This is a genomic window from Staphylococcus parequorum, assembly GCF_039237145.1.
GTDB lineage: Bacteria > Bacillota > Bacilli > Staphylococcales > Staphylococcaceae > Staphylococcus > Staphylococcus equorum_A.
In genome coordinates, this window is sequence record NZ_CP150682.1 from 2791554 (window position 1) to 2815996 (window position 24443).

20 protein-coding genes and 1 other annotated feature are annotated in these 24443 nt (G+C 35.8%); all 20 genes read right to left on the bottom strand.

The window, feature by feature from the left end:
• Positions 1–113 precede the first annotated feature (113 nt).
• The 20 genes from rpoC to AAA453_RS13845 all read right to left on the bottom strand — a co-directional run bounded on the left by rpoC (position 114) and on the right by AAA453_RS13845 (position 24443).
• Positions 114–3710 (bottom strand): DNA-directed RNA polymerase subunit beta', encoded by a 3597-nt coding sequence (gene rpoC / locus AAA453_RS13750; protein WP_176723006.1) that lies wholly within the window; start codon positions 3708–3710, stop codon positions 114–116.
• Positions 3711–3878: 168 nt separating this feature from the next.
• On the bottom strand, positions 3879–7430 hold the full coding sequence (gene rpoB / locus AAA453_RS13755) for a DNA-directed RNA polymerase subunit beta (RefSeq protein ID WP_069833283.1): 3552 nt from the start codon (positions 7428–7430) through the stop codon (positions 3879–3881).
• Positions 7431–7629: 199 nt separating this feature from the next.
• Positions 7630–8238, bottom strand: coding sequence for a class I SAM-dependent methyltransferase (locus tag AAA453_RS13760; RefSeq protein WP_427705468.1), 609 nt, complete (start codon positions 8236–8238; stop codon positions 7630–7632).
• A 259-nt stretch (positions 8239–8497) separates the two neighbouring features.
• Entirely contained in the window at positions 8498–8866 is a 369-nt protein-coding gene (rplL, locus tag AAA453_RS13765; protein WP_002508571.1) for a 50S ribosomal protein L7/L12, read from the bottom strand.
• 40 nt (positions 8867–8906) lie between these two features.
• The gene (gene rplJ / locus AAA453_RS13770) at positions 8907–9416 is read right to left on the bottom strand and encodes a 50S ribosomal protein L10 (RefSeq protein ID WP_069833285.1); all 510 of its coding nucleotides are present in this window, start codon (positions 9414–9416) and stop codon (positions 8907–8909) included.
• Between the two features lie 62 nt (positions 9417–9478).
• Positions 9479–9626: a sequence feature (ribosomal protein L10 leader region), on the bottom strand.
• An 85-nt stretch (positions 9627–9711) separates the two neighbouring features.
• Positions 9712–10407 (bottom strand): 50S ribosomal protein L1, encoded by a 696-nt coding sequence (rplA, locus tag AAA453_RS13775; protein WP_069817721.1) that lies wholly within the window; start codon positions 10405–10407, stop codon positions 9712–9714.
• A gap of 230 nt (positions 10408–10637) precedes the next feature.
• Positions 10638–11060: a 50S ribosomal protein L11 gene (gene rplK / locus AAA453_RS13780; RefSeq protein ID WP_002508574.1), complete on the bottom strand. Its 423-nt coding sequence runs from the start codon at positions 11058–11060 to the stop codon at positions 10638–10640.
• Positions 11061–11395: 335 nt separating this feature from the next.
• Positions 11396–11944 (bottom strand): transcription termination/antitermination protein NusG, encoded by a 549-nt coding sequence (gene nusG, locus AAA453_RS13785; RefSeq protein WP_002508575.1) that lies wholly within the window; start codon positions 11942–11944, stop codon positions 11396–11398.
• A gap of 14 nt (positions 11945–11958) precedes the next feature.
• Positions 11959–12138, bottom strand: coding sequence for a preprotein translocase subunit SecE (gene secE / locus AAA453_RS13790; protein ID WP_069833287.1), 180 nt, complete (start codon positions 12136–12138; stop codon positions 11959–11961).
• A 130-nt stretch (positions 12139–12268) separates the two neighbouring features.
• Complete coding sequence (rpmG, locus tag AAA453_RS13795; RefSeq protein ID WP_002508576.1) at positions 12269–12412, bottom strand: 50S ribosomal protein L33; 144 nt, start codon at positions 12410–12412, stop codon at positions 12269–12271.
• Positions 12413–12549: 137 nt separating this feature from the next.
• Positions 12550–13119, bottom strand: a complete 570-nt coding sequence (locus AAA453_RS13800; protein ID WP_427705470.1) for a sigma-70 family RNA polymerase sigma factor — start codon at positions 13117–13119, stop codon at positions 12550–12552.
• A 72-nt stretch (positions 13120–13191) separates the two neighbouring features.
• Positions 13192–13716: an NYN domain-containing protein gene (locus AAA453_RS13805; RefSeq protein ID WP_069833289.1), complete on the bottom strand. Its 525-nt coding sequence runs from the start codon at positions 13714–13716 to the stop codon at positions 13192–13194.
• Positions 13713–14462 carry a 23S rRNA (guanosine(2251)-2'-O)-methyltransferase RlmB gene (gene rlmB, locus AAA453_RS13810; RefSeq protein ID WP_069817717.1) on the bottom strand — a complete coding sequence of 250 codons (750 nt, stop codon included), beginning with the start codon at positions 14460–14462 and terminating at the stop codon, positions 13713–13715. The genes AAA453_RS13805 and rlmB overlap by 4 nt, the downstream gene beginning before the upstream one ends.
• A gap of 7 nt (positions 14463–14469) precedes the next feature.
• Complete coding sequence (locus AAA453_RS13815; protein ID WP_069817716.1) at positions 14470–14856, bottom strand: Mini-ribonuclease 3; 387 nt, start codon at positions 14854–14856, stop codon at positions 14470–14472.
• A 1-nt stretch (position 14857) separates the two neighbouring features.
• Positions 14858–16258, bottom strand: coding sequence for a cysteine--tRNA ligase (gene cysS, locus AAA453_RS13820; protein ID WP_285324401.1), 1401 nt, complete (start codon positions 16256–16258; stop codon positions 14858–14860).
• A complete protein-coding gene (cysE, locus tag AAA453_RS13825) occupies positions 16242–16883 on the bottom strand; it encodes a serine O-acetyltransferase (RefSeq protein WP_069833298.1) in 642 nt (213 codons plus the stop codon). The genes cysS and cysE overlap by 17 nt, the downstream gene beginning before the upstream one ends.
• A gap of 346 nt (positions 16884–17229) precedes the next feature.
• On the bottom strand, positions 17230–18687 hold the full coding sequence (gltX, locus tag AAA453_RS13830; protein WP_285324402.1) for a glutamate--tRNA ligase: 1458 nt from the start codon (positions 18685–18687) through the stop codon (positions 17230–17232).
• Between the two features lie 438 nt (positions 18688–19125).
• Positions 19126–20184 carry a PIN/TRAM domain-containing protein gene (locus AAA453_RS13835; protein WP_285324403.1) on the bottom strand — a complete coding sequence of 353 codons (1059 nt, stop codon included), beginning with the start codon at positions 20182–20184 and terminating at the stop codon, positions 19126–19128.
• A 72-nt stretch (positions 20185–20256) separates the two neighbouring features.
• Positions 20257–21633, bottom strand: a complete 1377-nt coding sequence (radA, locus tag AAA453_RS13840) for a DNA repair protein RadA (RefSeq protein ID WP_069817712.1) — start codon at positions 21631–21633, stop codon at positions 20257–20259.
• A 347-nt stretch (positions 21634–21980) separates the two neighbouring features.
• Positions 21981–24443, bottom strand: coding sequence for an ATP-dependent Clp protease ATP-binding subunit (locus AAA453_RS13845; protein WP_069833293.1), 2463 nt, complete (start codon positions 24441–24443; stop codon positions 21981–21983).

Consider the following 24443-nt stretch of genomic DNA (forward strand, 5'->3'; position numbering starts at 1 on the left):
ACATCTTAGCTACTGTTGAGTCAACTTTAAATACGATAAATTCTTCAAAAAACATAAAAAACAAGTGACCGAAATATAATATCTCGATCACCTTGTTTATTTAGTAAAAAGAATTACATCTTAGTTGTCTCTGATTCTTCTGTAACTTCTTTATTTGGTGCAACTGTGTCGTATTTAACATCTCTGTAACGTCTCATACCAGTACCAGCTGGAATTAATTTACCGATGATAACATTCTCTTTAAGACCAAGTAAGTTATCACGTTTACCTTTAATTGCAGCATCTGTAAGTACACGTGTTGTTTCTTGGAACGAAGCTGCTGATAAGAAGCTTTCTGTTTCAAGAGACGCTTTCGTAATACCTAGTAAGACTGGTTTAGCTGTTGCTGGACGTTTACGTTCTTTAAATGCGTCACGGTTTGCATCAGTAAAGCTATGAATATCTACTAATGAACCTGGAAGTAATTTAGTATCTCCAGCTTCGATAATGCGTACTTTACGTAGCATTTGTCTAACCATAACTTCAACGTGTTTATCATCAATTTCCACACCTTGCATACGGTAAACTTTTTGAACTTCTTTTAATAGATAACTTTCTGTTGCATTTAAACCTGATACAGATAAGTAGTTCTTAGGCTCGATTGAACCTTCAGTTAGAACTTCACCACGTTCAACGCCTTGACCAACTTCAACTTTCAATCTTGAAGTACCTGAAGCTAAATATGATTTAGATTCGTTAGCACCTTTAATAACGATTTCTTGTTGACGGTCTTTCGCAATCTTGATGTCATCAACGACACCTTCGATTTCTGTAATCACGGCTTGACCTTTAGGATTACGTGCTTCGAAGATCTCTTGAATACGTGGAAGACCTTGCGTGATGTCACTACCTGCTACCCCACCTGTATGGAATGTACGCATTGTAAGCTGTGTACCTGGTTCACCAATTGATTGTGCAGCAATTGTACCAACTGCTTCACCAACTTCAACTTTTTCACCGGTAGCAAGGTTTTTACCGTAACATTTTTCACAAACACCATGACGTGTATTACATGTAAATGCTGAACGTATATACATTGATTCAATACCAGCGTCTGTAATTTGTTTAGCAATGTCTGCAGTAACTAATTGATCTGGTTGTACAATTACTTCATCAGTCTCTGGATGACGGACAGTTTCTTTAGAATAACGTCCTTCAATACGTTCGATGAATGGTTCGATCATTTCTGTACCTTCTTTGATATCAGAAACAAGTAGACCACGGTCAGTGCCACAATCTTCATCACGAACAATAACATCTTGAGCAACGTCAACAAGACGACGAGTAAGGTAACCTGAATCGGCTGTTTTAAGTGCTGTATCGGCAAGACCTTTACGCGCACCATGGGTAGAGATAAAGTACTCTAATACTGTTAAACCTTCACGGAATGAAGAAGTGATCGGTAATTCAATAATCTTACCTGATGGTGCAGCCATAAGTCCACGCATACCTGCTAACTGTGTAAAGTTAGATGCGTTACCACGGGCACCAGAGTCACTCATCATAAAGATTGGGTTTGTTTTATCAAGTGAGCCCATTAATTTTTTCTGAATTTGGTCTTTTGCGTCAGTCCAAATTTCAACAACTGCGTTATAACGTTCAAATTCAGTGATTAAACCACGGTTAAATTGTTTAGTAATTCTCTCAACTAATTTTTCGTGTTCATCTAAAATTTCTTGCTTATCTGGTAATACTACGATATCAGATACACCAACAGTGATCCCTGCTTTAGTTGAAAACTTGAATCCTAAGTCTTTCATTCTGTCTAACATCATAGACGTATCTGTGATGCTGAAACGATTGAAGACTTCTGCAATAATATTTCCTAAGAAATTCTTATTGAATGGTTCAATTAATTCTTGATTATCGAAGTATTCTTTTAATCCGCCTTCTCCTAATTCAGTAGCAGATATGAAATATCTAGCTGGTGTTTTATTTTCTAAATTAGTTTGTGTTGGTTCATTAATATATGCAAATGAATCTGGAATGATTTCATTGAATATAACTTTACCAACTGAAGTTAACAAGAGTTTTTGGTTTTGTTCTTCAGTAAATGTTGGATTATTAAATGATTTAGCATGCACACCAATACGTGAATGTAAGTGTACGTAGCCATTAGCATAAGCTTTTAATACTTCATTTGTATCATTGAAAATCGCACCAGTATTCACTGATTCTTTACGCTCTAAAGTTAAGTAATAGTTACCTAGCACCATATCTTGTGAAGGTGTTACAACTGGTTTACCATCTTTAGGGTTTAAGATATTTTGTGCTGCAAGCATTAACATACGTGCTTCTGCTTGAGCTTCTTTAGATAATGGTACGTGAACAGCCATTTGGTCACCATCAAAGTCAGCGTTGTAAGCTGTTGTAGCAAGTGGATGTAGACGAATTGCACGACCTTCAACTAATGTAGGTTCAAATGCTTGAATACCTAATCTGTGAAGTGTTGGTGCACGGTTTAAAAGTACTGGGTGTTCTTTGATAACATCTTCCAATACGTCCCAAACTTCATCATCCATGCGTTCAATCTTACTTTTCGCATTTTTAATGTTTGTAGCAATTTCACGTTGAACTAATTCTTTCATGATGAAAGGTTTGAACAATTCTAATGCCATCTCTTTAGGTAGTCCACATTGATACATTTTCAAGCTAGGTCCAACTGCAATAACTGAACGACCTGAATAGTCAACACGTTTACCTAATAAGTTTTGACGGAAACGTCCTTGTTTACCTTTTAACATATGAGAAAGAGATTTTAATGGGCGGTTACCTGGTCCAGTAACTGGACGGCCACGACGACCATTATCGATAAGTGCATCAACAGCTTCTTGTAACATACGTTTTTCGTTTTGGACGATGATGCCTGGAGCACCTAAGTCTAATAAACGTTTCAAACGGTTGTTACGGTTGATAACACGACGATACAAATCATTAAGATCACTTGTAGCAAAACGTCCACCATCTAATTGAACCATTGGTCTGATTTCTGGTGGAATAATTGGAAGTACGTCTAACACCATCCATGCTGGATTATTACCAGAATGTCTGAATGATTCAACTACTTCTAAACGTTTAATTGCACGTGTAAGTCTTTGACCTGTTGCTGATTCTAACTCATCTCTTAGTTGTTTGAGTTCAGCGTCTAAGTCGATTTCTTGTAGTAATTCTTTGATACCTTCAGCACCCATCTTGGCGTTGAATTTACCTGGGAATTTATCATAGTAATCTCTGAATTCTGCTTCAGATAATAATGTCTTTTGCTCTAAACCAGTTGGACCTGGATTAACAACAACATAAGAAGCGAAGTAAATAACTTCTTCTAACGCTCTTGGTGACATATCTAATAAAAGACCCATACGACTTGGAATACCTTTGAAGTACCAAATGTGTGATACAGGCGCAGCTAATTCAATATGGCCCATTCTTTCACGGCGCACTTTTGACTTAGTTACTTCTACTCCACATCTGTCACAAACCATACCTTTATAACGTACACGTTTGTATTTACCACAACTACATTCCCAGTCTTTCGAAGGTCCAAATATTCTCTCACAGAATAGACCATCTTTTTCTGGTTTTAAAGTACGATAGTTAATTGTTTCTGGCTTTTTAACCTCACCAAAAGACCATGAACGGATTTTTTCGGGTGAAGCAAGTCCTATTTTCATATAATGGAAATTATTTACATCAATCAAGGAGCCTACCTCCTTCAATTTAGATTAGCTGTGCAAATTGATTGATTGCTCTATATCAATAATGGAATAACCAAGATTAAGGCAAATACAAACATGTATTGTACCTTAACTTGGTGTATTCTTTTATAAACTTAAATGCAATTAGTCTGTAATTTCTTTCTGTGATTGTGGCGCTTCTTTTTGTTGAAGATCCACTTTACGTTCAACGACATCATCATCTTCAGTGTCTTGCATGTCAATTTCATTGTCATGCTCGTCCATAATCTTAACGTCTAACCCTAAACTTTGTAATTCTTTCATCAATACTCTGAATGATTCAGGAACACCTGGTTTAGTGATGTTTTCACCTTTAACAATAGCTTCATATGTTTTCACACGACCTACTGTATCATCGGATTTGTAAGTTAAGATTTCTTGAAGTGTATATGCAGCACCGTATGCTTCAAGTGCCCATACTTCCATCTCACCGAAACGTTGTCCACCAAATTGTGCTTTACCACCAAGTGGTTGTTGCGTAACAAGTGAGTAAGGTCCAGTTGAACGTGCGTGTAATTTATCGTCAACCATGTGAGCAAGTTTCAGCATGTACATTACACCAACTGAAATTCTGTTATCAAATGGTTCACCTGTACGTCCGTCATATAATACCGTCTTACCGTCACGAGCCATACCAGCTTCTTCAATTGTTGACCATACATCGTCATCACTCGCACCATCAAATACTGGTGAAGCAACGTGAATACCTAAGTTTTTAGCAGCCATACCTAAGTGTAGCTCTAATACTTGTCCGATATTCATACGTGATGGAACACCAAGTGGGTTCAACATGATATCGATTGGCGTACCGTCTGGTAAATAAGGCATATCTTCTTCAGGAACAAGTTTAGAAATTACACCCTTGTTACCATGACGACCACACATTTTGTCACCAACGTGTATTTTACGTTTTTGAACGATATAAACACGAACTAATTGGTTAACACCTGGAGATAATGTGTCGTCTCCTTCTTCACGGTTAAAGACTTTAACATCTAGAACAATACCACCTGCACCATGAGGTACGCGTAATGATGTATCGCGAACTTCACGTGCTTTTTCACCGAAGATTGCATGTAGTAAACGTTCTTCTGCAGTTAATTCTGTTACACCTTTAGGCGTTACTTTACCGACTAAGATGTCACCATCATTAACTTCAGCACCTACGTATACAATACCGCGGTCATCTAAGTTTTTAAGTGCACTATCTGAAACGTTAGGAATATCACGAGTGATTTCTTCAGGTCCTAGTTTTGTATCACGTGCTTCAGATTCATACTCTTCAATATGAATAGAAGTGTATACGTCATCTTTAACTAGACGTTCACTCATGATTACAGCATCCTCATAGTTATAACCGTCCCAAGTCATGAAACCTACAACTAAGTTTCTACCTAATGCCATTTCACCAAGTTCCATTGAAGGACCGTCAGCTAAAATTTCGCCTTTAGTCACTACATCGCCAGTAGCAATGATAGGTCTTTGGTTATAACATGTACCAGTATTTGAACGTTTGAATTTTGATAATGGATAGCGATCTAATTCGCCTTCATATTCTTGGCCATCTTCTTCGATAAGTCGACGTACAAGAATTTCATTAGATTCAACGTGTTCAACACGGCCTTTATGTTTTGCAACAATTGCTGCACCAGAGTCACGTGCTGCCACGTGCTCCATACCAGTACCTACAAATGGTGATTCAGGATTCATCAATGGCACTGCTTGACGTTGCATGTTTGCACCCATCAATGCACGGTTAGAGTCATCATTTTCTAAGAAAGGAATACATGCTGTCGCAGCAGAAACAACTTGCTTAGGTGAAACATCCATGTAATCCATTTTTTCTTTAGCCATAACTGTGTTATTACCACGGAAACGACAAACAACTTCGTCTTCTACGAAACGACCATTTTCATCTAATACAGAGTTTGCTTGAGCTACTACATAGCTGTCTTCTTCGTCAGCAGTTAAGTAGTCAATTTGATCTGTGATTGAATGTGTTTCAAGATCTACTTTACGGTAAGGTGTTTCAATGAAACCAAATTCATTCACACGCGCGTAACTAGAAAGTGAGTTGATAAGTCCGATATTCGGACCCTCTGGTGTTTCGATTGGACACATACGACCATAGTGAGAATAATGAACGTCACGTACTTCCATTTGAGCACGTTCACGTGTTAAACCGCCGGGTCCTAATGCTGATAAACGACGTTTATGTGTTAACTCAGCTAATGGATTGGCTTGGTCCATGAATTGTGATAATTGAGAACTACCAAAGAATTCTTTAATAGATGCAATAACAGGACGAATATTGATTAGTTGTTGAGGCGTAACAGAATCAGTGTCTTGGATAGACATTCTTTCACGTACAACACGTTCCATTCTTGATAAACCAATACGGAATTGATTTTGTAATAGTTCCCCTACTGAACGTAGACGACGATTACCTAAATGGTCAATATCATCTGTAAAGCCAATACCACTTAATAAGTTAAAGAAGTATGACATTGATGCAATAATATCTGCTGGTGTAATACATTTCACTTCTGAATCAGGGAAAGCATTACCAATCACGGTAGTTGTACGTCCTTCTTCATCGTTCGGTACGTAAACTTTGATTGATTGAATCTCAACAGGTTCATCAATAACAGTACCTTCTAATTCAAAGACTTCACTATTTGCATTTGCTTCTAGTACATCCATAACTTCATCTAAATTACGACGATCTAAGACTGTACCTTCTTCAGCTACAATTTCACCTGTTTCAGTATTAACAATTGGTTCAGCTAATTTCTGATTGAATAAACGGTGTTTCAAGTGAAGTTTTTTATTCGCTTTGTAACGACCTACACTAGCTAAGTCATAGCGTTTCGGATCAAAGAAACGAGAATATAATAAGCTCTTAGCATTTTCAACTGTAGGCGGTTCGCCAGGGCGTAAGCGCTCATAAATTTCTAATAATGCTTGATCAGTATTTTCAGTACCATCTTTTTCTAAAGTATTACGTAGGTACTCGTTTTCACCTAAAAGATCAACGATTTCTTGATCAGTTGAGAAACCTAAAGCACGTAATAATACTGTTAATGGTAATTTTCTTGTTCTATCAATACGTACATAAACAACATCTTTCGCATCAGTTTCATATTCTAACCATGCACCACGGTTAGGAATAATTGTTGCATCGAAGTTTGTACGACCATTTTTATCTAGTTTTTCATTGAAGTATACGGATGGTGAACGAACTAATTGTGAAACGATTACACGTTCAGCACCATTTATTACGAATGTACCTGTATCTGTCATTAATGGGAAATCGCCCATAAATACTTCTTGCTCTTTCACTTCGCCAGTTTCTTTGATGATTAGACGTACTTTTACACGTAGAGGTGCAGAATACGTTGTATCACGGTTTTTTGATTCTTCTAAATCATATTTCGGTTCTCCGAGTCTATAATCTACAAACTCTAAAGAAAGATTGCCTGTGAAATCTTCAATCGGAGAAATGTCTCTAAACATTTCTAATAAACCTTCTTCTAAGAACCACTCGTAAGACTCAGTCTGAATCTCAATTAAATTCGGTAATTCTAATACCTCTGAAATTCTCGCATAGTTTCTACGTTTACGATGTCTTCCATATTGGACAAATTGACCTGCCAAACAGATTCACCCCTCAAAAATTGCGTGTTTACTTTTACTAAATGAGCCAATATAATGAGATAAAAAGAAAACGGTAGCATACCAAATGACACCATTTTCCATTTTACCTCACATACATTGTTCATTTACACGTAAAAGTACACACTTATTGAACATAAATTTTTACATTCTATTACTATATCAGATTGATACTTTTAAATCAAGCTTTCGTGCTTCTTAAAATGTAGTAACCTTTGTCTTTTGCTAAGACTTCTACATTGTTAAAAGTGTCTTGTATTTTTTGCTTTGCTGATGGCATGCCCTGCTTTTTTTGAATTACGACATAAAGCGCGCCACCTTGCTTTAATACCTTATATGCGTCTTCTAAAATGCTGTGAACGACTTTTTTTCCTGCTCTAATCGGTGGATTAGTCAGCATAAAATCATAAGCGTCAGCGTCTACCTGTGATAAACCATCACTTTCTTTGATTTCCACATTGTCTATACGGTTCTTTTTTCTGTTTTTTCTTGATAATGATAGTGCACGTTGATTAACATCAACCATCGTCACTTCATGATGCGGGGAAGTTTTTGCAATCATTAAACCGATAGGGCCATAACCACAACCAACATCCAAGATGCGTTTAGTAGGGCCAGGAGGATATGCTTTCAAAAAAGTTTTCACTAATAAATCGGAACCAAAGTCAATCTTCCCTTTTGAAAAGACGCCCGAATCCGTTACTAGCTCTAATTTACAGTTATCGTAGGAGTACGTAAAAAGCAACTCATCACTTTCTACTTCAGGATTTTCATCATAATAATGACTCATGACTACACCTCTTTTAATCTAATTATCCTTAGATTAATACTATACCCATTTCATAGGTCGCATCATGGTCTAGCCACTGTGCAAACCATAGATATAGATCAAATAAGATAAAACCCCGTTATACTAATAACGGGGTTTTCATTTCTCAAAGATTTCAGATAAAATACATTTCACTTAAAATCAGCGTACCGAAGTAGCGATGTATTAAGCTGCTTGTATCATCTTCAATATATAATTATTAACTGTTAGACAGCAAAAATTATTTGATTTCTACTGTAGCGCCAGCTTCTTCTAAAGTTGCTTTAAGTTCTTCAGCGTCTTCTTTAGCTAGTCCTTCTTTGATTACTTTAGGAGCATCGTCAACTAAACCTTTAGCGTCTTTTAATCCAAGACCAGTTGCTTCTTTAACTGCTTTAACAACTTTGATTTTAGATGATCCAGCTGAAGTTAATTCAACGTTGAATTCAGTTTGTTCAGCTTCAGCGTCGCCGCCACCTGCTGCGCCTGCTGCTGCTACTGGAGCTGCTGCAGTTACACCAAATTCTTCTTCAATTGCTTTTACTAAGTCGTTTAATTCTAAAACTGACATTTCTTTGATTGCTTCAATGATTTGTTCTTGATTAGCCATTTTAATATTCCTCCATTAATTGTTATTAGTTTATGCGCAATTATTCAGCGCTTTCTTCTTTTCCTTCTTTTTCTTCTCCAATTGCTTTAACCGCATAAGCGAAGTTGCGTACTGGAGCTTGTAATACTGATAAAAGCATAGAAACAAGACCGTCGTGTGATGGTAATGTACCAACAGTGTTAACTTGTTCTGCTGAGATAACATTGCCTTCCATAACACCTGTTTTAACTTCTAATGCTTTATGTTCTTTAGCGAATCCCGCGATAACTTTCGCTGGAGCAACTACATCTTCAGTTGAAGTTGCGATTGCAGTAGGACCTACTAAGAATTCATTTAAACCGTCAATACCAGCTTGTTCAGCTGCACGGCGAACCATAGTGTTTTTGTAAACTTTATACTCAACACCAGCTTCACGTAATTGCGAACGTAATTCAGTTACTTCAGCAACAGTTAGACCACGATAGTCAACGATAACTGTAGATACTGAGTTTTTAAGTTGTTCTGCAATGATATCAACTTGTTGTTGTTTTGCATCGATGATAGCAGACATTTAGACACCTCCATAGATTTAGTTTGGTGCTTTTTATCTTGAGTCACTGTCCTTACAAACATTACTCAATAAAAAAAGCACTTTCTACCCGTGGCAAAAAGTGCTTGAAAGATCTAAATTCTTCACGTTCAAGTCAATTTTAGCCTCGGCAGGATATAATTTTAAGTTATCACTAACTCCTACTGTCTTAGGTAAAATAATACATTAACCAATATAACTGGTTTCATGTGTTATGTCAATATTTATTTGAGGCTGAAAGCAATACTTTCAACCTCAAAATATTTTATGTTAATAATTATAGTTTAAAGCCTGATGTGTCAACTTTAACTCCAGGACCCATTGTTGTAGTTACAGCAACAGATTTGAAGTAAGTACCTTTAGCTGATGCAGGTTTTAATTTAGTTAAAACGTCTTGTAAAGTTCTGAAGTTTTCAACTAATTTTTCAGTATCAAATGATGTTTTACCAATTGATGCATGAACGATACCTGATTTTTCAGCACGGTATTCAACTTTACCAGCTTTGATTTCTTCAACTGCTTTAGTAACATCCATAGTTACTGTTCCAGTTTTAGGGTTTGGCATTAAACCTTTAGGTCCTAATACGCGACCAAGTTTACCAACTTCGCCCATCATGTCTGGTGTAGCTACTACTACGTCGAAGTCGAACCAACCTTGTTGGATTTTTTCTACGTATTCACCTTCACCAACGAAATCAGCACCTGCTGCTTCTGCTTCAGCTGCTTTTTCGCCTTTTGCGAATACTAATACACTTTGTGATTTACCAGTACCGTTTGGAAGCACTACTGCTCCACGGATTTGTTGATCATTTTTACGTGTATCAATACCTAAACGGAATGCTACTTCAACTGATGCGTCAAAGTTAGCAATGTTTGTTTCTTTAGCTAATGCAATCGCTTCTTCAACACTGTAGTGTTTTTCACGATCGATTTTGCTAGCTACTTCTTGATATCTTTTGCTTTTTTTAGCCATTTCATGTTCCTCCTTCAGTGGTTTTAGCGGAATTCCCTCCCACATTTACTTGTTTTCACAAGTTAAGAGCAGATAACAGAGAGGTTTAATTGTATTTTATCGTTGGAATGAACTTCCTTAATAAATGACATTTATTCCTCATATTACGACAATATTGAATGCTGTCATCATGTTTGTCTTTTCTGTCATCTGCTTCTATCGTCAATCTATGTTTTCATTACTCATTTTAATTATTGAACTGTAATACCCATACTACGAGCAGTACCTTCGATAATACGCATAGCTGCTTCTTCGTCTGCAGCGTTTAAATCTTGCATTTTTTGGTTTGCAATTTCACGTACTTGATCTTTAGTTACTGTTGCTACTTTGTTTTTATTAGGTTCGCCTGAACCTTTTTCAACGCCAGCAGCTTTTTTAAGTAGTACTGGAGCCGGTGGTGTTTTTGTAATAAATGTAAATGAACGATCTTCATAAACACTAATTTCTACCGGTATGATTAAACCTACGTCTTCTTGTGTACGTGCGTTGAATTCCTTACAGAATCCCATAATATTCACACCTGCTTGACCTAATGCCGGACCAACTGGTGGTGCTGGATTTGCTTTACCTGCAGGAATTTGTAATTTAACTACTTTTTCTACTTTTTTAGCCACGATGTGCACCTCCTTGATATCGTGATGTGGTCACAGGACTCAGTTTTGTCCTCCCACTCTTCTACATTTCGTGACGAAATGAACGCTCTATGAGCGCGACCACAGTATTATACCATTAACCCGTTTGATTACGCAATGGTAAAGTGTAACTTTTTTAAACAACATCTTATCACTTTAGTGATTAGATGTTGTTATGCATGAGCTTCAGCTCAGGTAATCCTTTTACTAAACCTTATCAATTTCATTGATTAGGTCTTCTTATGCATGTAAAGTGGCTCTTCTCGCTTTAGCGGGATTAGTGCCACTTATGCAAGTGCCTTAGCACTTGTAATCATTTATAGTTTTTCAACTTGATCAAATTCTACTTCTACTGGTGTTTCTCTACCAAACATGTCTACAAGAACAGTAAGTTTGAATTTATCAGCCTCAATTTCTTGAACTTCGCCAACTTGATTAGCAAATGGACCTGATTTAACTCTCACTTGTTCACCTAAATCCAATTGAACATCAATTGTTTTCTCTTTCATGCCCATTTGTTTAAGGATGAAACGTGCTTCATCTGGAAGTAATGGGTTAGGTTTAGATCCAGAACCAGCTGAACCAACAAATCCTGTTACACCAGGTGTATTTCTCACGATATACCATGATTCATCAGTCATCACTAATTCAACTAATACATAACCAGGGAATGTTTTTTTAGTTAATGTTTTGGCTTTACCATCTTTAACTTGTGTTTCTTCCTCTTCCGGTATAACAACTCTGAATATTTTTTCTGTCATATTCATAGATTCAACACGTTTTTCTAAATTCTTTTTAACTTTATTCTCATAACCAGAATAAGTATGCACAGCATACCAACGCTTTGCGTCAACTTCTTCAGACATGTCGTCACTCCTATCTATTTAATTAACTCTATAATTCTACCAATTCCTAAGTCTAAGGCATAGAAGAACACTAAGAAAAATACTACTGTACCTACAACAATGACTGTGTACTTAAATAATTCTTCTTTCGTCGGCCAACTTGTCTTTTCCATTTCTGATTTTACGCCTTGGAAGAAATTTTCTTTTTTAGCCATTAACAAGACCTCCGTATTATTTCGTTATTCCTTATTTGCTTATTCCATACAACAAATCAAGCAAATACAATACTCTCAACTTAGTTGGAAAGATATATTCACTCAACTGATTACTTAATATGTCATCTTATTATTTTGATTCCTTGTGCATCGTATGTGCATTACATCTCGGACAATGTTTTTTTAATGTCATTCTAGATGTAAGGTTACTTTGTTTCGGAACATTATAATTTCTACTGCCGCAGACTTCACAATTCAGTGGTACTTTTTTCATTAGACTTCACCTTACTCATTATAATACCAATCTACTATACAGAACTACTGAGTCAATTGTCAATTATCAACAATCCACTCAATCATGCTATTTTCGTGATACTGGCACGAGATATAGCTTGGTTTCAATACATATTTTCAATTTTCCAAACAACGTCTTATCTTTATTTTACAACGATGTATGGCATTGTAAACTACTTTGATGTTTAAATTTAAAATTTGTGCAATTTCCTGTGGTTTATAGTCTATTAAAATATAACTTATAATGCGTTGTTCTAAATCGGTCAGCCTTTTCAAGCACTGTTTTAATTGCGAAGATATTTCCCGTGCAATGATGTATCTGTCTATAGGTTGTTCAGATTTCGAATTATTATAAGCAACTATAAATTCATTCACAAGCATTTTCTGACGGCGTTGTGTATACATTTTTTTGCGTATATAATCATTTCTAACATTTTTTATAACGCAATTGACATAATGTTCTAAAGGCGTAGCTTCTGTAAAATCAAAACGGCTTAACACACCATACAATTTCAAAAGTACTTCTTGGCACAAATCTTCTTTGTCACTCGGATGAACTGAAAAATGATTTAATCTTTTATTAATCAATGGTGTGATTTCATCAATAATTTGCTCTACATCAGTTTCACTTTGTAATCGCTGCTTCGAATAGGTTGTACATTCATTGCTGTAAATTCTATCAAACATGTCCATTATCCTTTCCTTAAAGTAAGGATAGGATACAGAGTTTGCTATAAAAAAATCAAGAGTACGAAATAGTTATTTGTGATTATCTCCACGTCTTAATTTTTCAAATTCTTTAAGAATTTCATGAGAGAGCTCGATTCGTGTTCGTGGCTTTTGTTCGTTGAAGCCATCGAGCTTTTTAGATACAGAAACTTCATTCTCTCTTAAGTCTCTCCACATCTCTCTTGAAGAAATACGATAAGCTCCGGCACCGAATATTGCATGTTGTTCACTCATATCACTCGTAACAACCGTAATATGTCTTGTGTGTTTCTCATATAAATCATAGACGTAACGTTCTATATAACTGTCTGCCGTTTCTTTTTCTTTTGTGAATATCGTTTTAACCCCGTGGTACATATATTCTGAAGGTGGGCCGGATTGTTCATAAGCATCAAAAACGCAGACGACTTCATCAGCTATTACAGCATTGTAATTCGCTATAGCTGTAAGTAATTGATCGCGTGCTTCCTCGAGATTGTCCTTTGCTATACGACTTAAGTCCTGCGATTGTCCTATCATATTATAACCATCAATGATTAAATAACGATCCTTCATCTCTTATCTCCAATCTGATGACGTTTGCGGTAAACCTCATACATCATCAGACTTGCTGCTACAGACGCATTCAAACTATTAACATGACCGACCATAGGAATATTGATATAGAAGTCACATTTATCTTTTACTAAACGGCTCATACCTTGTCCTTCGCTTCCAATCACAATCGCTAAAGGCATAGCTGCATCCATTTCCCTATAATCCGTTGAATTCTCCGCTTCAGTACCAACAACCCAATAACCATTGTCTTTTAAAGCATCAATCGTATTCGCTAAGTTCGTCACACGAATCACAGGTATGTGCTCTATTGCACCTGTAGAGGCTTTAGCTACCGTTTGTGTTAATGCAACTGAACGTCTCTTAGGAATGATAACTGCATCCACACCTGAGGCATCAGCTGTTCTTAAAATCGATCCTAAATTATGTGGGTCTTCTAAACCATCTAGTATAAGTACTGTAGATAATTTGTCTTGTGCTTTTTGCTTAACCAAAAATTCGTCGAAATCAGCATATTCATATGGTGCAATATATGCTGCAATCCCTTGATGAGGTGACTCTGACAATCCGTCTATTTTAGATTTCGGCACTGTTTGTACAATGATTTTTTGACTATTTGCCTTTTTTAAAATTTCATTTATTTGACCTTTTTTGATAGTATCTTGAATTAAAATCTTATTAATTGTATGTCCTGAGACAATCGCTTCTTTTACTGCATGGCGACCGACTATAACTATCTCTTCCACAGTACCACTACCTTTCATCTACATTTTTCACGATACATTCTAACAATGATGTTAAACGTTCATGTTCTTTTTCCAGGTATAAAAAGCCAATGATGGCTTCTAGCCCTGAACTTTTACGATACGTTTGTATATCTGTATTCTTCGCTTTAGTATAACTTTTAGCATTTCTACCACGACGAACAATATCTTGTTCACTTTCAGTAAACCAATTGTTTTCCATTAAAAACTCAAGTGTTTCTGCCTGACTCTTAGCAGATACATAGCGTTTTGCTTCTTGGTGTAACCGGTTAGGTTTAGCTTTCAATTTCAACACGATATATGCTCTTACGTGTTGATCTAAAACAGCATCGCCCATATATGCCAATGTCAAAGGATTCAATAATTTATTATCCATATTAGCCACGTTTAAATCTCACACCCTGCGCAGTATCTTCTAAAATAATATTTTGTGCTTTTAAGTCATCACGAATTTCGTCTGCACGCGCAAAGTCTTTATTTTGTCTCGCCTTGTTTCTTTCTTCTATTAACGCTTCGACTTGTTCATCTAAAAGCATGTCGCTCTCTTTACTTTTAAGTGGCACACCTAGCACGTCGCTGAAAACTTTATACACTTCTTTAAAACGTTCAATTACTGTTGTAGAAGTTGTATTTTCTAAGATGTATTTATTTGCTAGTTTTGCTAAATCATACCAAGCAGTAATTGCATTAGCTGTATTAAAATCATCATTCATAACTGTTTCAAATTGTTTTAAAATATCATCAATTGCTTCTATATATGCAGATTGATCGTCAATATTAGTCGCAATCGCTTCACGTTCTTCAATCGCTTGGTAGCTGTTACGCACACGCTCTAACCCACTCTTAGCTGCTTCAACAAGTTCAACATTATAATTAATCGGGCTTCTATAATGTACACTAATCATGAAGAAACGTAATACATCAGGGTCAATTTGTTTTATAATATCGTGAACAAGCACGAAATTGCCTAAGGATTTACTCATTTTTTCATTATCAATATTGATAAATCCATTATGCATCCAATAGTTAGCGAAAGGCGCATGGTTATGTGCTTCTGATTGTGCAATTTCATTCTCATGGTGAGGAAATTGTAAATCTGTGCCACCTGCGTGAATATCAATTGTTGCCCCTAGTTCATGATATGCCATTACAGAACATTCAATATGCCAACCTGGTCTGCCTTTACCAAATGGACTATCCCAGCTTATTTCTTCTGGTTTCGCTTGTTTCCATAATGTGAAATCCAGTGCATCTTCTTTTTGTTCACCTTGTTCTATGCGAGCGCCTACTTTCAAATCATTCAATGATTGATGACTTAATTTACCGTAGTCTTCAAATTTACGTGTTCTAAAGTATACATCGCCGCCACTTTCATAAGCATTGCCTTGATCTACAAGTTCTTTAATAAACTTAATAATATCGTCCATATGGTTCATAACACGTGGATTAGATGTTGCTTTTTTAACGTTTAGCGCACCTACATCTTCGTAAAAGGCATCGATATAACGATCCGCTATCGTTTCTACAGATTCACCTAATTCTTTAGAACGCTTAATTAATTTATCGTCAACGTCAGTAAAGTTCGACACATATACGACTTCGTATCCTTGATATTCGAAATATCTTCTTACCACATCGTAATTAATTGCAGGTCTTGCATTACCAATATGAATATAATTATATACTGTTGGTCCACAAACGTACATTTTAACCTTACCTGGTTCAATAGGCTCAAACGTCTCTTTCTGACGTGTTAACGTATTATATAATGTAATCATCTTGTATCTCTCCATTTCTTGTTTTCTCAAGTTGTTTCTCTAATTCTTTTAATTGTTCATAAACAGGATCTGGTAAGTTACGGTGGTCGAACGTTTTACCAGTACGTCTGCCATCTTGCTTAACAATATGACCTGGTATACCTACGACTGTTGAATAACTTGGTACAGAATTTAATACAACTGAGTTTGCTCCTATGTTCACATTTGAATCAATTTTAATATCGCCTAGTACTTTAGCACCTGCAGCTATTAATACATTATCCCCTATATCAGGGTGACGTTTACCTCGTTCTTTACCAGTACCGCCCAATGTAACGCCTTGATAAATCGTGACATTATTTCCTATATTACATGTTTCACCAATAACGACACCCATACCGTGGTCAATAAATAAACGTTTACCTATTTTGGCCCCTGGGTGTATTTCAATACCTGTGAAAAAACGCGCAACTTGCGAAATCAATCTTGCTAATATATATTTCTTCTTTTTATATAGCTCATGCGCGATCAAATGACTCCATACTGCATGTATGCCAGCATAAGAAGTGACAACTTCCAATGTAGTACGCGCGGCTGGGTCTTGTTCAAACACCATGTTCACATCATCTTTTATTCTTTTCAATATCTTAAACAAGGTTGCTACCTCCTTATTAAAAAAGCACCTCTAACAGACTTGTTAGAGGTGCTTTGCACGGTTCCACTCTTATTTTTAAATATAAGTTGATTATCTTAACCATAAGTAGGGTTAAAAATCTAAAAGCAACTTATCTTCACTCATTAAAGTTTATTTAGTTCATTAACACAAAGGTGCATTCAGCAATTTCAGTGATGTGCTCACAGCAACCGCACACTCTCTTTACACATTTCATCGCTTACTAATCCTCTGGCTATTTCAATTTTAATAATAGGTGGTTCGATGTAATTTTTCAAGTATTTCCACCTTGAGACAATATCATCGTACGCAACCTTATTTATTTAACGTATTTTTTTAAACGTAATAACACTTTTTCTTTACCTAATACTTCAATTGTATTTGGTAATTCTGGTCCATGCATTTGTCCTGTTACAGCAACACGAATTGGCATGAATAGTTGTTTACCTTTAATACCAGTTTCTTTTTGAACTTCTTTGATTGTTTTTTTAATTTCTGCCGCTTCAAATGGTTCAAGTGCTTCTAATTTTCCATATAAGTGGTTCATTAGTTCTGGTACTTGTTCACCTTCGATGATTTCTTGTTCATCATCACCTAAAATTTGTTCGTCACGGAAGAATAGCTCAGATAAAGGAACGATTTCTCCGGCATAACTCATTTCTTTTTGATAAAGTGCAACAAGTTTACGACCCCATTCCAAATCTGCTTCGTTTGGATTTTCAGGAAGTAATTCTGCTTTGATAAGATGCGGTAAAGCTAATTCGAATACTGTTTCAGTATCTTTTTGTTTCATGTATTGGTTATTCACCCATGCTAATTTTTGCTTGTCGAAAAATGCAGGTGATTTAGATAAACGTTTTTCATCGAAGATTTTAATAAATTCTTCTTTAGAATAAACTTCTTCTTCACCTTCTGGCGACCAACCTAACAATGTAATAAAGTTAAATAATGCTTCTGGTAAATAACCTAAATCACGATATTGTTCGATGAATTGTAGGATTTGTCCGTCGCGTTTACTTAATTTTTTACGTTCTTCGTTAACAATAAGTGACATATGCGCGAATCTAGGCGCTTCCCAACCAAACGTTTCATAAATCATTAATTGTTTTGGTGTATTAGAAATATGATCATCGCCGCGAATAACATCTGAGATTTCCATATAGTGATCATCAATAGCTACTGCAAAATTGTAAGTAGGTACACCATCTTTTTTTACAATAACCCAGTCACCCATATTATCTGAATCAAATGAAATTTCACCTTTAACCATATCTTCAAAAGTGAACGTCGTGTCTTGAGGTACACGGAAACGAATAGCAGGTTGACGACCTTCTGCTTCGAATTGTTGACGTTCTTCTTCAGTTAAGTGTGCATGTTTTCCACCATAACGTGGCATTTCTCCACGTTTGATTTGTTGTTCACGTTCAGCTTCAAGTTCCTCTTCAGTCATATAACATTTATACGCTTTGTCTTCATCTAATAATTGCTGAATAAGCGGATTATAGATTTCTCCACGTTCTGATTGGCGATAAGGACCATAACCTTTATCTTTATCGACAGATTCATCCCAATCGATACCTAACCATTTTAAATTATCAAATTGTGAAGATTCGCCATCAGTTAGATTACGTTTACTGTCCGTATCTTCTATACGAATTACAAAATCTCCATCATAATGTTTAGCAAATAAATAGTTGAATAATGCAGTTCTTGCATTACCGATATGCAAATAACCTGTTGGACTTGGAGCATATCTAACTCTTACACGATCACTCATTATGTTCACTCCCGTTTTTAATATTAATTAGTAATGTTTTTGGCGTTTTATGTTTTATCACTTGTTACACTCACACATACACACATCAAAAAAACTGAACGTGTATCGACTTAACTTTATGTCGTTAACAATAATAATGACGCTCAGCCATTAATAAGTTTGTTATTCTACGCTTATTAATAATACCATAGCTTATAATTTTTAAAAGTATCACTATCCAAAAAACTGTGTACTTTCACACACTTGTAATTCCTTTATAGTAATACAATTTCGCTATCTATTGTAGCACTTTAAAGCTTAATATGAAATCACAGTGCTTAAATTCAAAGCGATGAGTACACAAATTTTATAAAAATAATATTCAAATATCAAAAAAAGTTTCATGTGAAACTGTAACAATTTTAGCTACATTTCCATATAAAACCTTTAGCAATTTATTTAATTAATCTTTTTGGCAAAAATAATTCTTCCTGATGATGTTTGTAATAAACTGATTACTTCTAAATCAATATATTCACCGATGTGTTTTTTGGCATTATCTACAACGACCATTGTGCCATCATCTAAGTATCCGACTGCTTGACCTGATTCTTTACCCATTTTAGTAAGTAATAAGTTAAAACGGTCACCTTGATGTACTGAAGGTTTAATCGCTTCGGATAAATCATTAACATTTAGCGCTTGAATACCCTGTACATGGCATACTTTATTGAGGTTGAAATCTGTAGTAATAATATGTGCTCTATAGTGTTGTGCTAACTTAATTAACATTGCGTCAATATCACTATGAGACTTCGTCGGATGTATAATACGCGTTGGATGATCAGTATCATATAGTGAATTCAAAATATCTAATCCTCGTTGGCCCTTTTCACGTTTCACACTGTCGTTTGCATCAGCAACAACTTGTAACTCATTGATGACACCTTGAGGTATGAGTATTTCGCCATCTATAAAACCACACTCTATAATATCTAAAATGCGACCATCTATGATTGCGCTTGTATCAATAATTTTTGGTACTGCGTTACGTGCGTTGATAGACATCGAGCGTGCCATATTTTCCGGGAAGAACAATAACATTTCATCACGTTTGCGTAAGCCAAATTGAAAACCGAAATAACCTAAAATAATTGTAACAATGATTGGCACAAAATGGTTCAACACATTATTACCTATTATTTGAAAAATAAATGATATCATAACAGAAATAACTAAACCGATCATCAGTCCAATTGTAGCAAACAAAATTTCTACAGCACTTTGACGCATTATTGTTTGTTCTAATTCTTTCAACGTTAATGTTGCTTTTTTAATAAACCAACCAAATATTAAGAAGAAAATAACAATACCAAGAAGTCCATTAAAATAATTATTCGTTAATAACATATACTTACTTAATCCAGTATCCACAGCAATTTCTGGAATAAGATATACGCCTAAACTAGCGCCTAAAATAATATAACACAAAATAACAATGATTCTTATTACGTTCAAGTTCTAACACCCCTTTCTCTAGAAAGTTATACAGATTAAATATTTTTTATCTGTATATTTTTGGAATTTAATTTAATGTTTTGTCAAAGCATATTTTAAGGCTTCATGAACACTTTTCACACCAATGACTTTAATATCACTAGGGAATTGCCATCCACCAATATTGGATTCTGGGATGATAATACGTTTAAATCCGAGTTTCTCTGCTTCCTGCACACGTTGTTCTATACGAGATACACGTCTCACTTCTCCAGTCAGGCCAACTTCTCCAATAAAGCAATCTAAACCATCTACCGTTAGATCTTTAAAGCTTGAAGCAGTTGCCACAATGATACCTAAATCAACAGCAGGTTCCGTTAATCTTACACCACCTGCAACTTTAATATACGCATCTTGTTGTTGAAGTAAATAATTTTCTTTTTTCTCCAATACTGCCATCAACAAACTCAAACGGTTGTGATCAATACCCGTTGCCATCCGTCTAGGATTATTAAAAGTAGTTGGCGTAACAAGGGCTTGAACCTCTATAAGTAATGGTCTCGTGCCTTCCATTGTAGAGACGATAGTCGAGCCAGGCACATTTGTCGAACGTTCCTCTAAAAACATCTCGGATGGGTTTTTAACACCTTTCAATCCGCTTTGTTTCATTTCAAAAATACCCATTTCATTTGTAGAACCAAAACGGTTTTTCACCGCTCTCAAAATACGATATGCATGGTGTTCGTCACCTTCGAAATAAAGTACTGTATCTACCATATGTTCTAGTAAACGTGGGCCTGCGATTTGTCCTTCTTTCGTTACATGTCCCACGATAAATGTTGCAATATTCATTTGTTTAGCGATGTTCATTAAACTTTGTGTACTTTCTCGTACTTGAGACACTGAGCCTGGTGCTGAACTAATTTCCGGATGAAATATCGTTTGGATTGAGTCAACTACAAGTAAATCAGGTTTTAATTGTTTTACTGTCTCGTGGATAACTTCTAAATCAGTTTCTGCAAATACATTGAGTTCGCTTGAATCTTCATCTAATCTTTCAGCTCTTAGCTTAGTTTGATTTAATGATTCTTCCCCTGTTATGTATAAGACATTATGTGATTGTGATAGTGCCGCACATATTTGTAATAGTAATGTTGATTTTCCTATACCAGGATCTCCACCAATCAATACGAGAGAACCATTGACGATACCTCCACCGAGCACACGATTAAATTCCTCTGACTTGGTTGTAACACGTGGTGTCGTCTCTTGTTTAATTTCGTTTAACTTCTGTACTTTTGAAACATTGTCGCGGTCACGACTGCGCACGCCATGTTTTGGACTTGCCGCCTTTTGCTCAACAATTTCTTCCATTTGGTTCCAGCCACCACAATTCGGGCATTTACCCATCCATTTTGCGGACTGATAGCCACATGCCATACATTCAAAAACAACTTTCTTCTTGGCCACGATTGCACCTCCATCTTTCATTGAACAAATCTATTTTATACCTCAACCTGTTTAAAAACAAATTTTAATCTTATTTAACTTACTACAACCTTTACGGTTGGTTTTTTTACACTTGTGTATAATCATACTTTGATCTAGCTGCGTTTATATAAAAGTTGTTTTTATAAAATACCATGCATAGATATATACTGCCAATAATATTATAAATTTATCGAATGAAAATGATATTCTAGTTTTTTTAAGAATGCTTTAAATTTTCTATTATTAAACAAAAAGCGCCTCTCAAAGGCGAACGAGCACATTTGAGAGGCACTATAATCTATAAAAACTCACTTGTAGTGATTAACTTATGATTCTGTTGTTTCTTTATCTTTCTTTTTTTCTTTTCTATCTTGAATATTATATTTATATTCTTTACCGTCATGATCAATTTCGACTTTTTTACCTTCAATTTGGTTACCATCTAAAATTAATTCACTTAAATTATCTTCTACTGTTTTTTGAATTGCACGAATTAATGGTCTAGCACCATACTCTGGATCGTAGCCTTCTTCAGCAATTTTTTCTTTTGCCGCATCTGTAACTTCGATATTGATATCTTGTTCAGATAAACGATTTGTTAGTTTGTTAATCATCATTGTTACAATTTCTTTCAATTCTTCTTTAGAAAGTTTGTGGAATACAATAATGTCATCAACACGGTTTAAGAATTCTGGACGGAAAGCATTTTTCAATTCTTTCATCATTGTATTACGAATTGTTTCGTAATCTTGGCCTTCTGATGCGCCACCGAAACCTGCAAAGCGTTGATCTTGTAATTCTTGCGCACCAACGTTTGATGTCATAATAATTACTGTATTACGGAAATCTACACGACGTCCTTTTGTATCAGTAAGATGTCCATCATCAAGCACTTGTAATAAGATGTTAAATACATCTGGGTGTGCTTTTTCAATTTCATCAAATAAGATAACAGAATAAGGTTTACGTCTTACTTTTTCAGTCAATTGCCCACCATCATCATGACCTACATAACCTGGAGGCGCACCAACTAGACGACTGACTGCATGTTTTTCCATAAATTCACTCATATCCACACGAATCATTGCGTCATCTTCACCAAACATAGACTCTGCTAAAGCACGAGCTAATTCAGTTTTACCTACACCTGTAGGACCTAAGAAGATAAAGCTACCGATAGGACGTTTAGGATCTTTCAATCCAGCTCTCGCACGTCTAACCGCTTTACTGATAGACGTTACAGCAGCTTTTTGTCCAATCACTCTGTTATGAAGTGTATCTTCTAAGTTTAATAAACGGTCTGATTCTGTTTCATTAATTTTCGTTAATGGAATTCCAGTCCAACCAGCGATAACTTCTCCGATATCTTCTTCTGATAAAGCAGTATTGTCGCCATTTTGCGCGTTCTTCCAATTATTATTAGCTTCTTCGTATTGTTTTTCTAATTTCGTTTGTTTATCACGAAGATTTGCTGCATTTTCGAATTCTTGTGAATGTACCGCAGCATCTTTTTCATTTTTAACTTGCTCAATTTCTTGTTCTAATTCTTTCAAGTTCGGTGGTGTTGTATGACTTCTAAGTCTAACTTTAGAACTTGCTTCATCGATTAAGTCGATTGCTTTATCAGGTAAGAAACGATCTGAAATATAACGGTGACTTAAAGTAGCAGCTGAGATTACCGCTTCATCTGAAATATTAATACGGTGATGCGCTTCATAACGATCACGTAATCCTTTTAAGATTTCAATCGTATCTTCAACTGTTGGTTCGTCAACTTGAACTGGTTGGAAACGACGTTCAAGTGCTGCATCTTTTTCAATGTTTTTACGATATTCATCTAATGTCGTTGCACCGATACATTGTAGTTCTCCTCGTGCAAGTGCAGGTTTCAAGATGTTTGATGCGTCAATAGCACCTTCAGCACCGCCTGCGCCTACTAATGTGTGTAATTCATCGATGAATAGTATAACGTCACCTGCTTGATGAATTTCTTCCATTACTTTTTTCAAGCGCTCTTCAAATTCGCCTCGATATTTCGTACCAGCTACAACTGTTCCCATATCAAGTGACATTACGCGTTTATTTTTAAGCGTTTCAGGTACTTCATTTTTAATAATCGCTTGAGCTAAGCCTTCTGCAATTGCAGTTTTACCAACACCTGGCTCACCAATGAGTACTGGGTTATTTTTAGTACGACGACTTAAAACTTCAATGACTCTTGTAATTTCTTTGTCTCTACCAATAACTGGATCTAGTGTGCCATCTTTTGCAATAACTGTTAAGTCACGTGCAAGGCTATCTAAAGTTGGTGTGTTATTAGATTTATTAGCTTGTGCATTTTTATTACTTAACTCTGGACTACCTAATGCTTTAACAACCTGTGCACGTGCTTTAGTTATATTTAAGTCTAAGTTTGCAAACACACGTGCTGCTACACCTTCATTTTCTCTAATTAAACCAAGTAAAATGTGTTCTGTTCCCACAAAATTATGGTGTAATTTTCTCGCTTCATCCATTGATAATTCAATGACTTTTTTCGCACGAGGTGTATAGTGTAAAGCGCCCATCTGTTCTTGACCATGGCCGATTAATTTTTCTACTTCTTCTACTACTTTTTCTTCAGTAATTTCAAATGATTCTAATACTTTAGCTGCAATACCTTCAGGTTCTTTCATCAAACCTAAAAGTAAATGTTCTGTTCCAATATTTGAATGATTTAAGCGAATTGCTTCTTCTTGAGCATGTGCTAATACACGCTGTGCACGTTCTGTCAGTCTACCAAATAGCAT

Bases quoted from the DNA above. Each gene is read 5' to 3' on its own strand.
- nusG (WP_002508575.1), bottom strand. From the start codon at position 11,944: ATGTCTGAAGAAGTTGACGCAAAGCGTTGGTATGCTGTGCATACTTAT.
- gltX (WP_285324402.1), bottom strand. From the start codon at position 18,687: ATGAGTGATCGTGTAAGAGTTAGATATGCTCCAAGTCCAACAGGTTAT.
- rplJ (WP_069833285.1), bottom strand. From the start codon at position 9,416: ATGTCTGCTATCATCGATGCAAAACAACAACAAGTTGATATCATTGCA.
- rpoC (WP_176723006.1), bottom strand. From the start codon at position 3,710: ATGAAAATAGGACTTGCTTCACCCGAAAAAATCCGTTCATGGTCTTTT.
- AAA453_RS13805 (WP_069833289.1), bottom strand. From the start codon at position 13,716: ATGAAGGATCGTTATTTAATCATTGATGGTTATAATATGATAGGACAA.
- rpmG (WP_002508576.1), bottom strand. From the start codon at position 12,412: ATGAAAAAAGTACCACTGAATTGTGAAGTCTGCGGCAGTAGAAATTAT.
- secE (WP_069833287.1), bottom strand. From the start codon at position 12,138: ATGGCTAAAAAAGAAAATTTCTTCCAAGGCGTAAAATCAGAAATGGAA.
- AAA453_RS13845 (WP_069833293.1), bottom strand. From the start codon at position 24,443: ATGCTATTTGGTAGACTGACAGAACGTGCACAGCGTGTATTAGCACAT.
- rplA (WP_069817721.1), bottom strand. From the start codon at position 10,407: ATGGCTAAAAAAAGCAAAAGATATCAAGAAGTAGCTAGCAAAATCGAT.
- AAA453_RS13815 (WP_069817716.1), bottom strand. From the start codon at position 14,856: ATGGATAATAAATTATTGAATCCTTTGACATTGGCATATATGGGCGAT.
- AAA453_RS13760 (WP_427705468.1), bottom strand. From the start codon at position 8,238: ATGAGTCATTATTATGATGAAAATCCTGAAGTAGAAAGTGATGAGTTG.
- rplL (WP_002508571.1), bottom strand. From the start codon at position 8,866: ATGGCTAATCAAGAACAAATCATTGAAGCAATCAAAGAAATGTCAGTT.
- cysS (WP_285324401.1), bottom strand. From the start codon at position 16,258: ATGATTACATTATATAATACGTTAACACGTCAGAAAGAGACGTTTGAG.
- AAA453_RS13800 (WP_427705470.1), bottom strand. From the start codon at position 13,119: ATGTTTGATAGAATTTACAGCAATGAATGTACAACCTATTCGAAGCAG.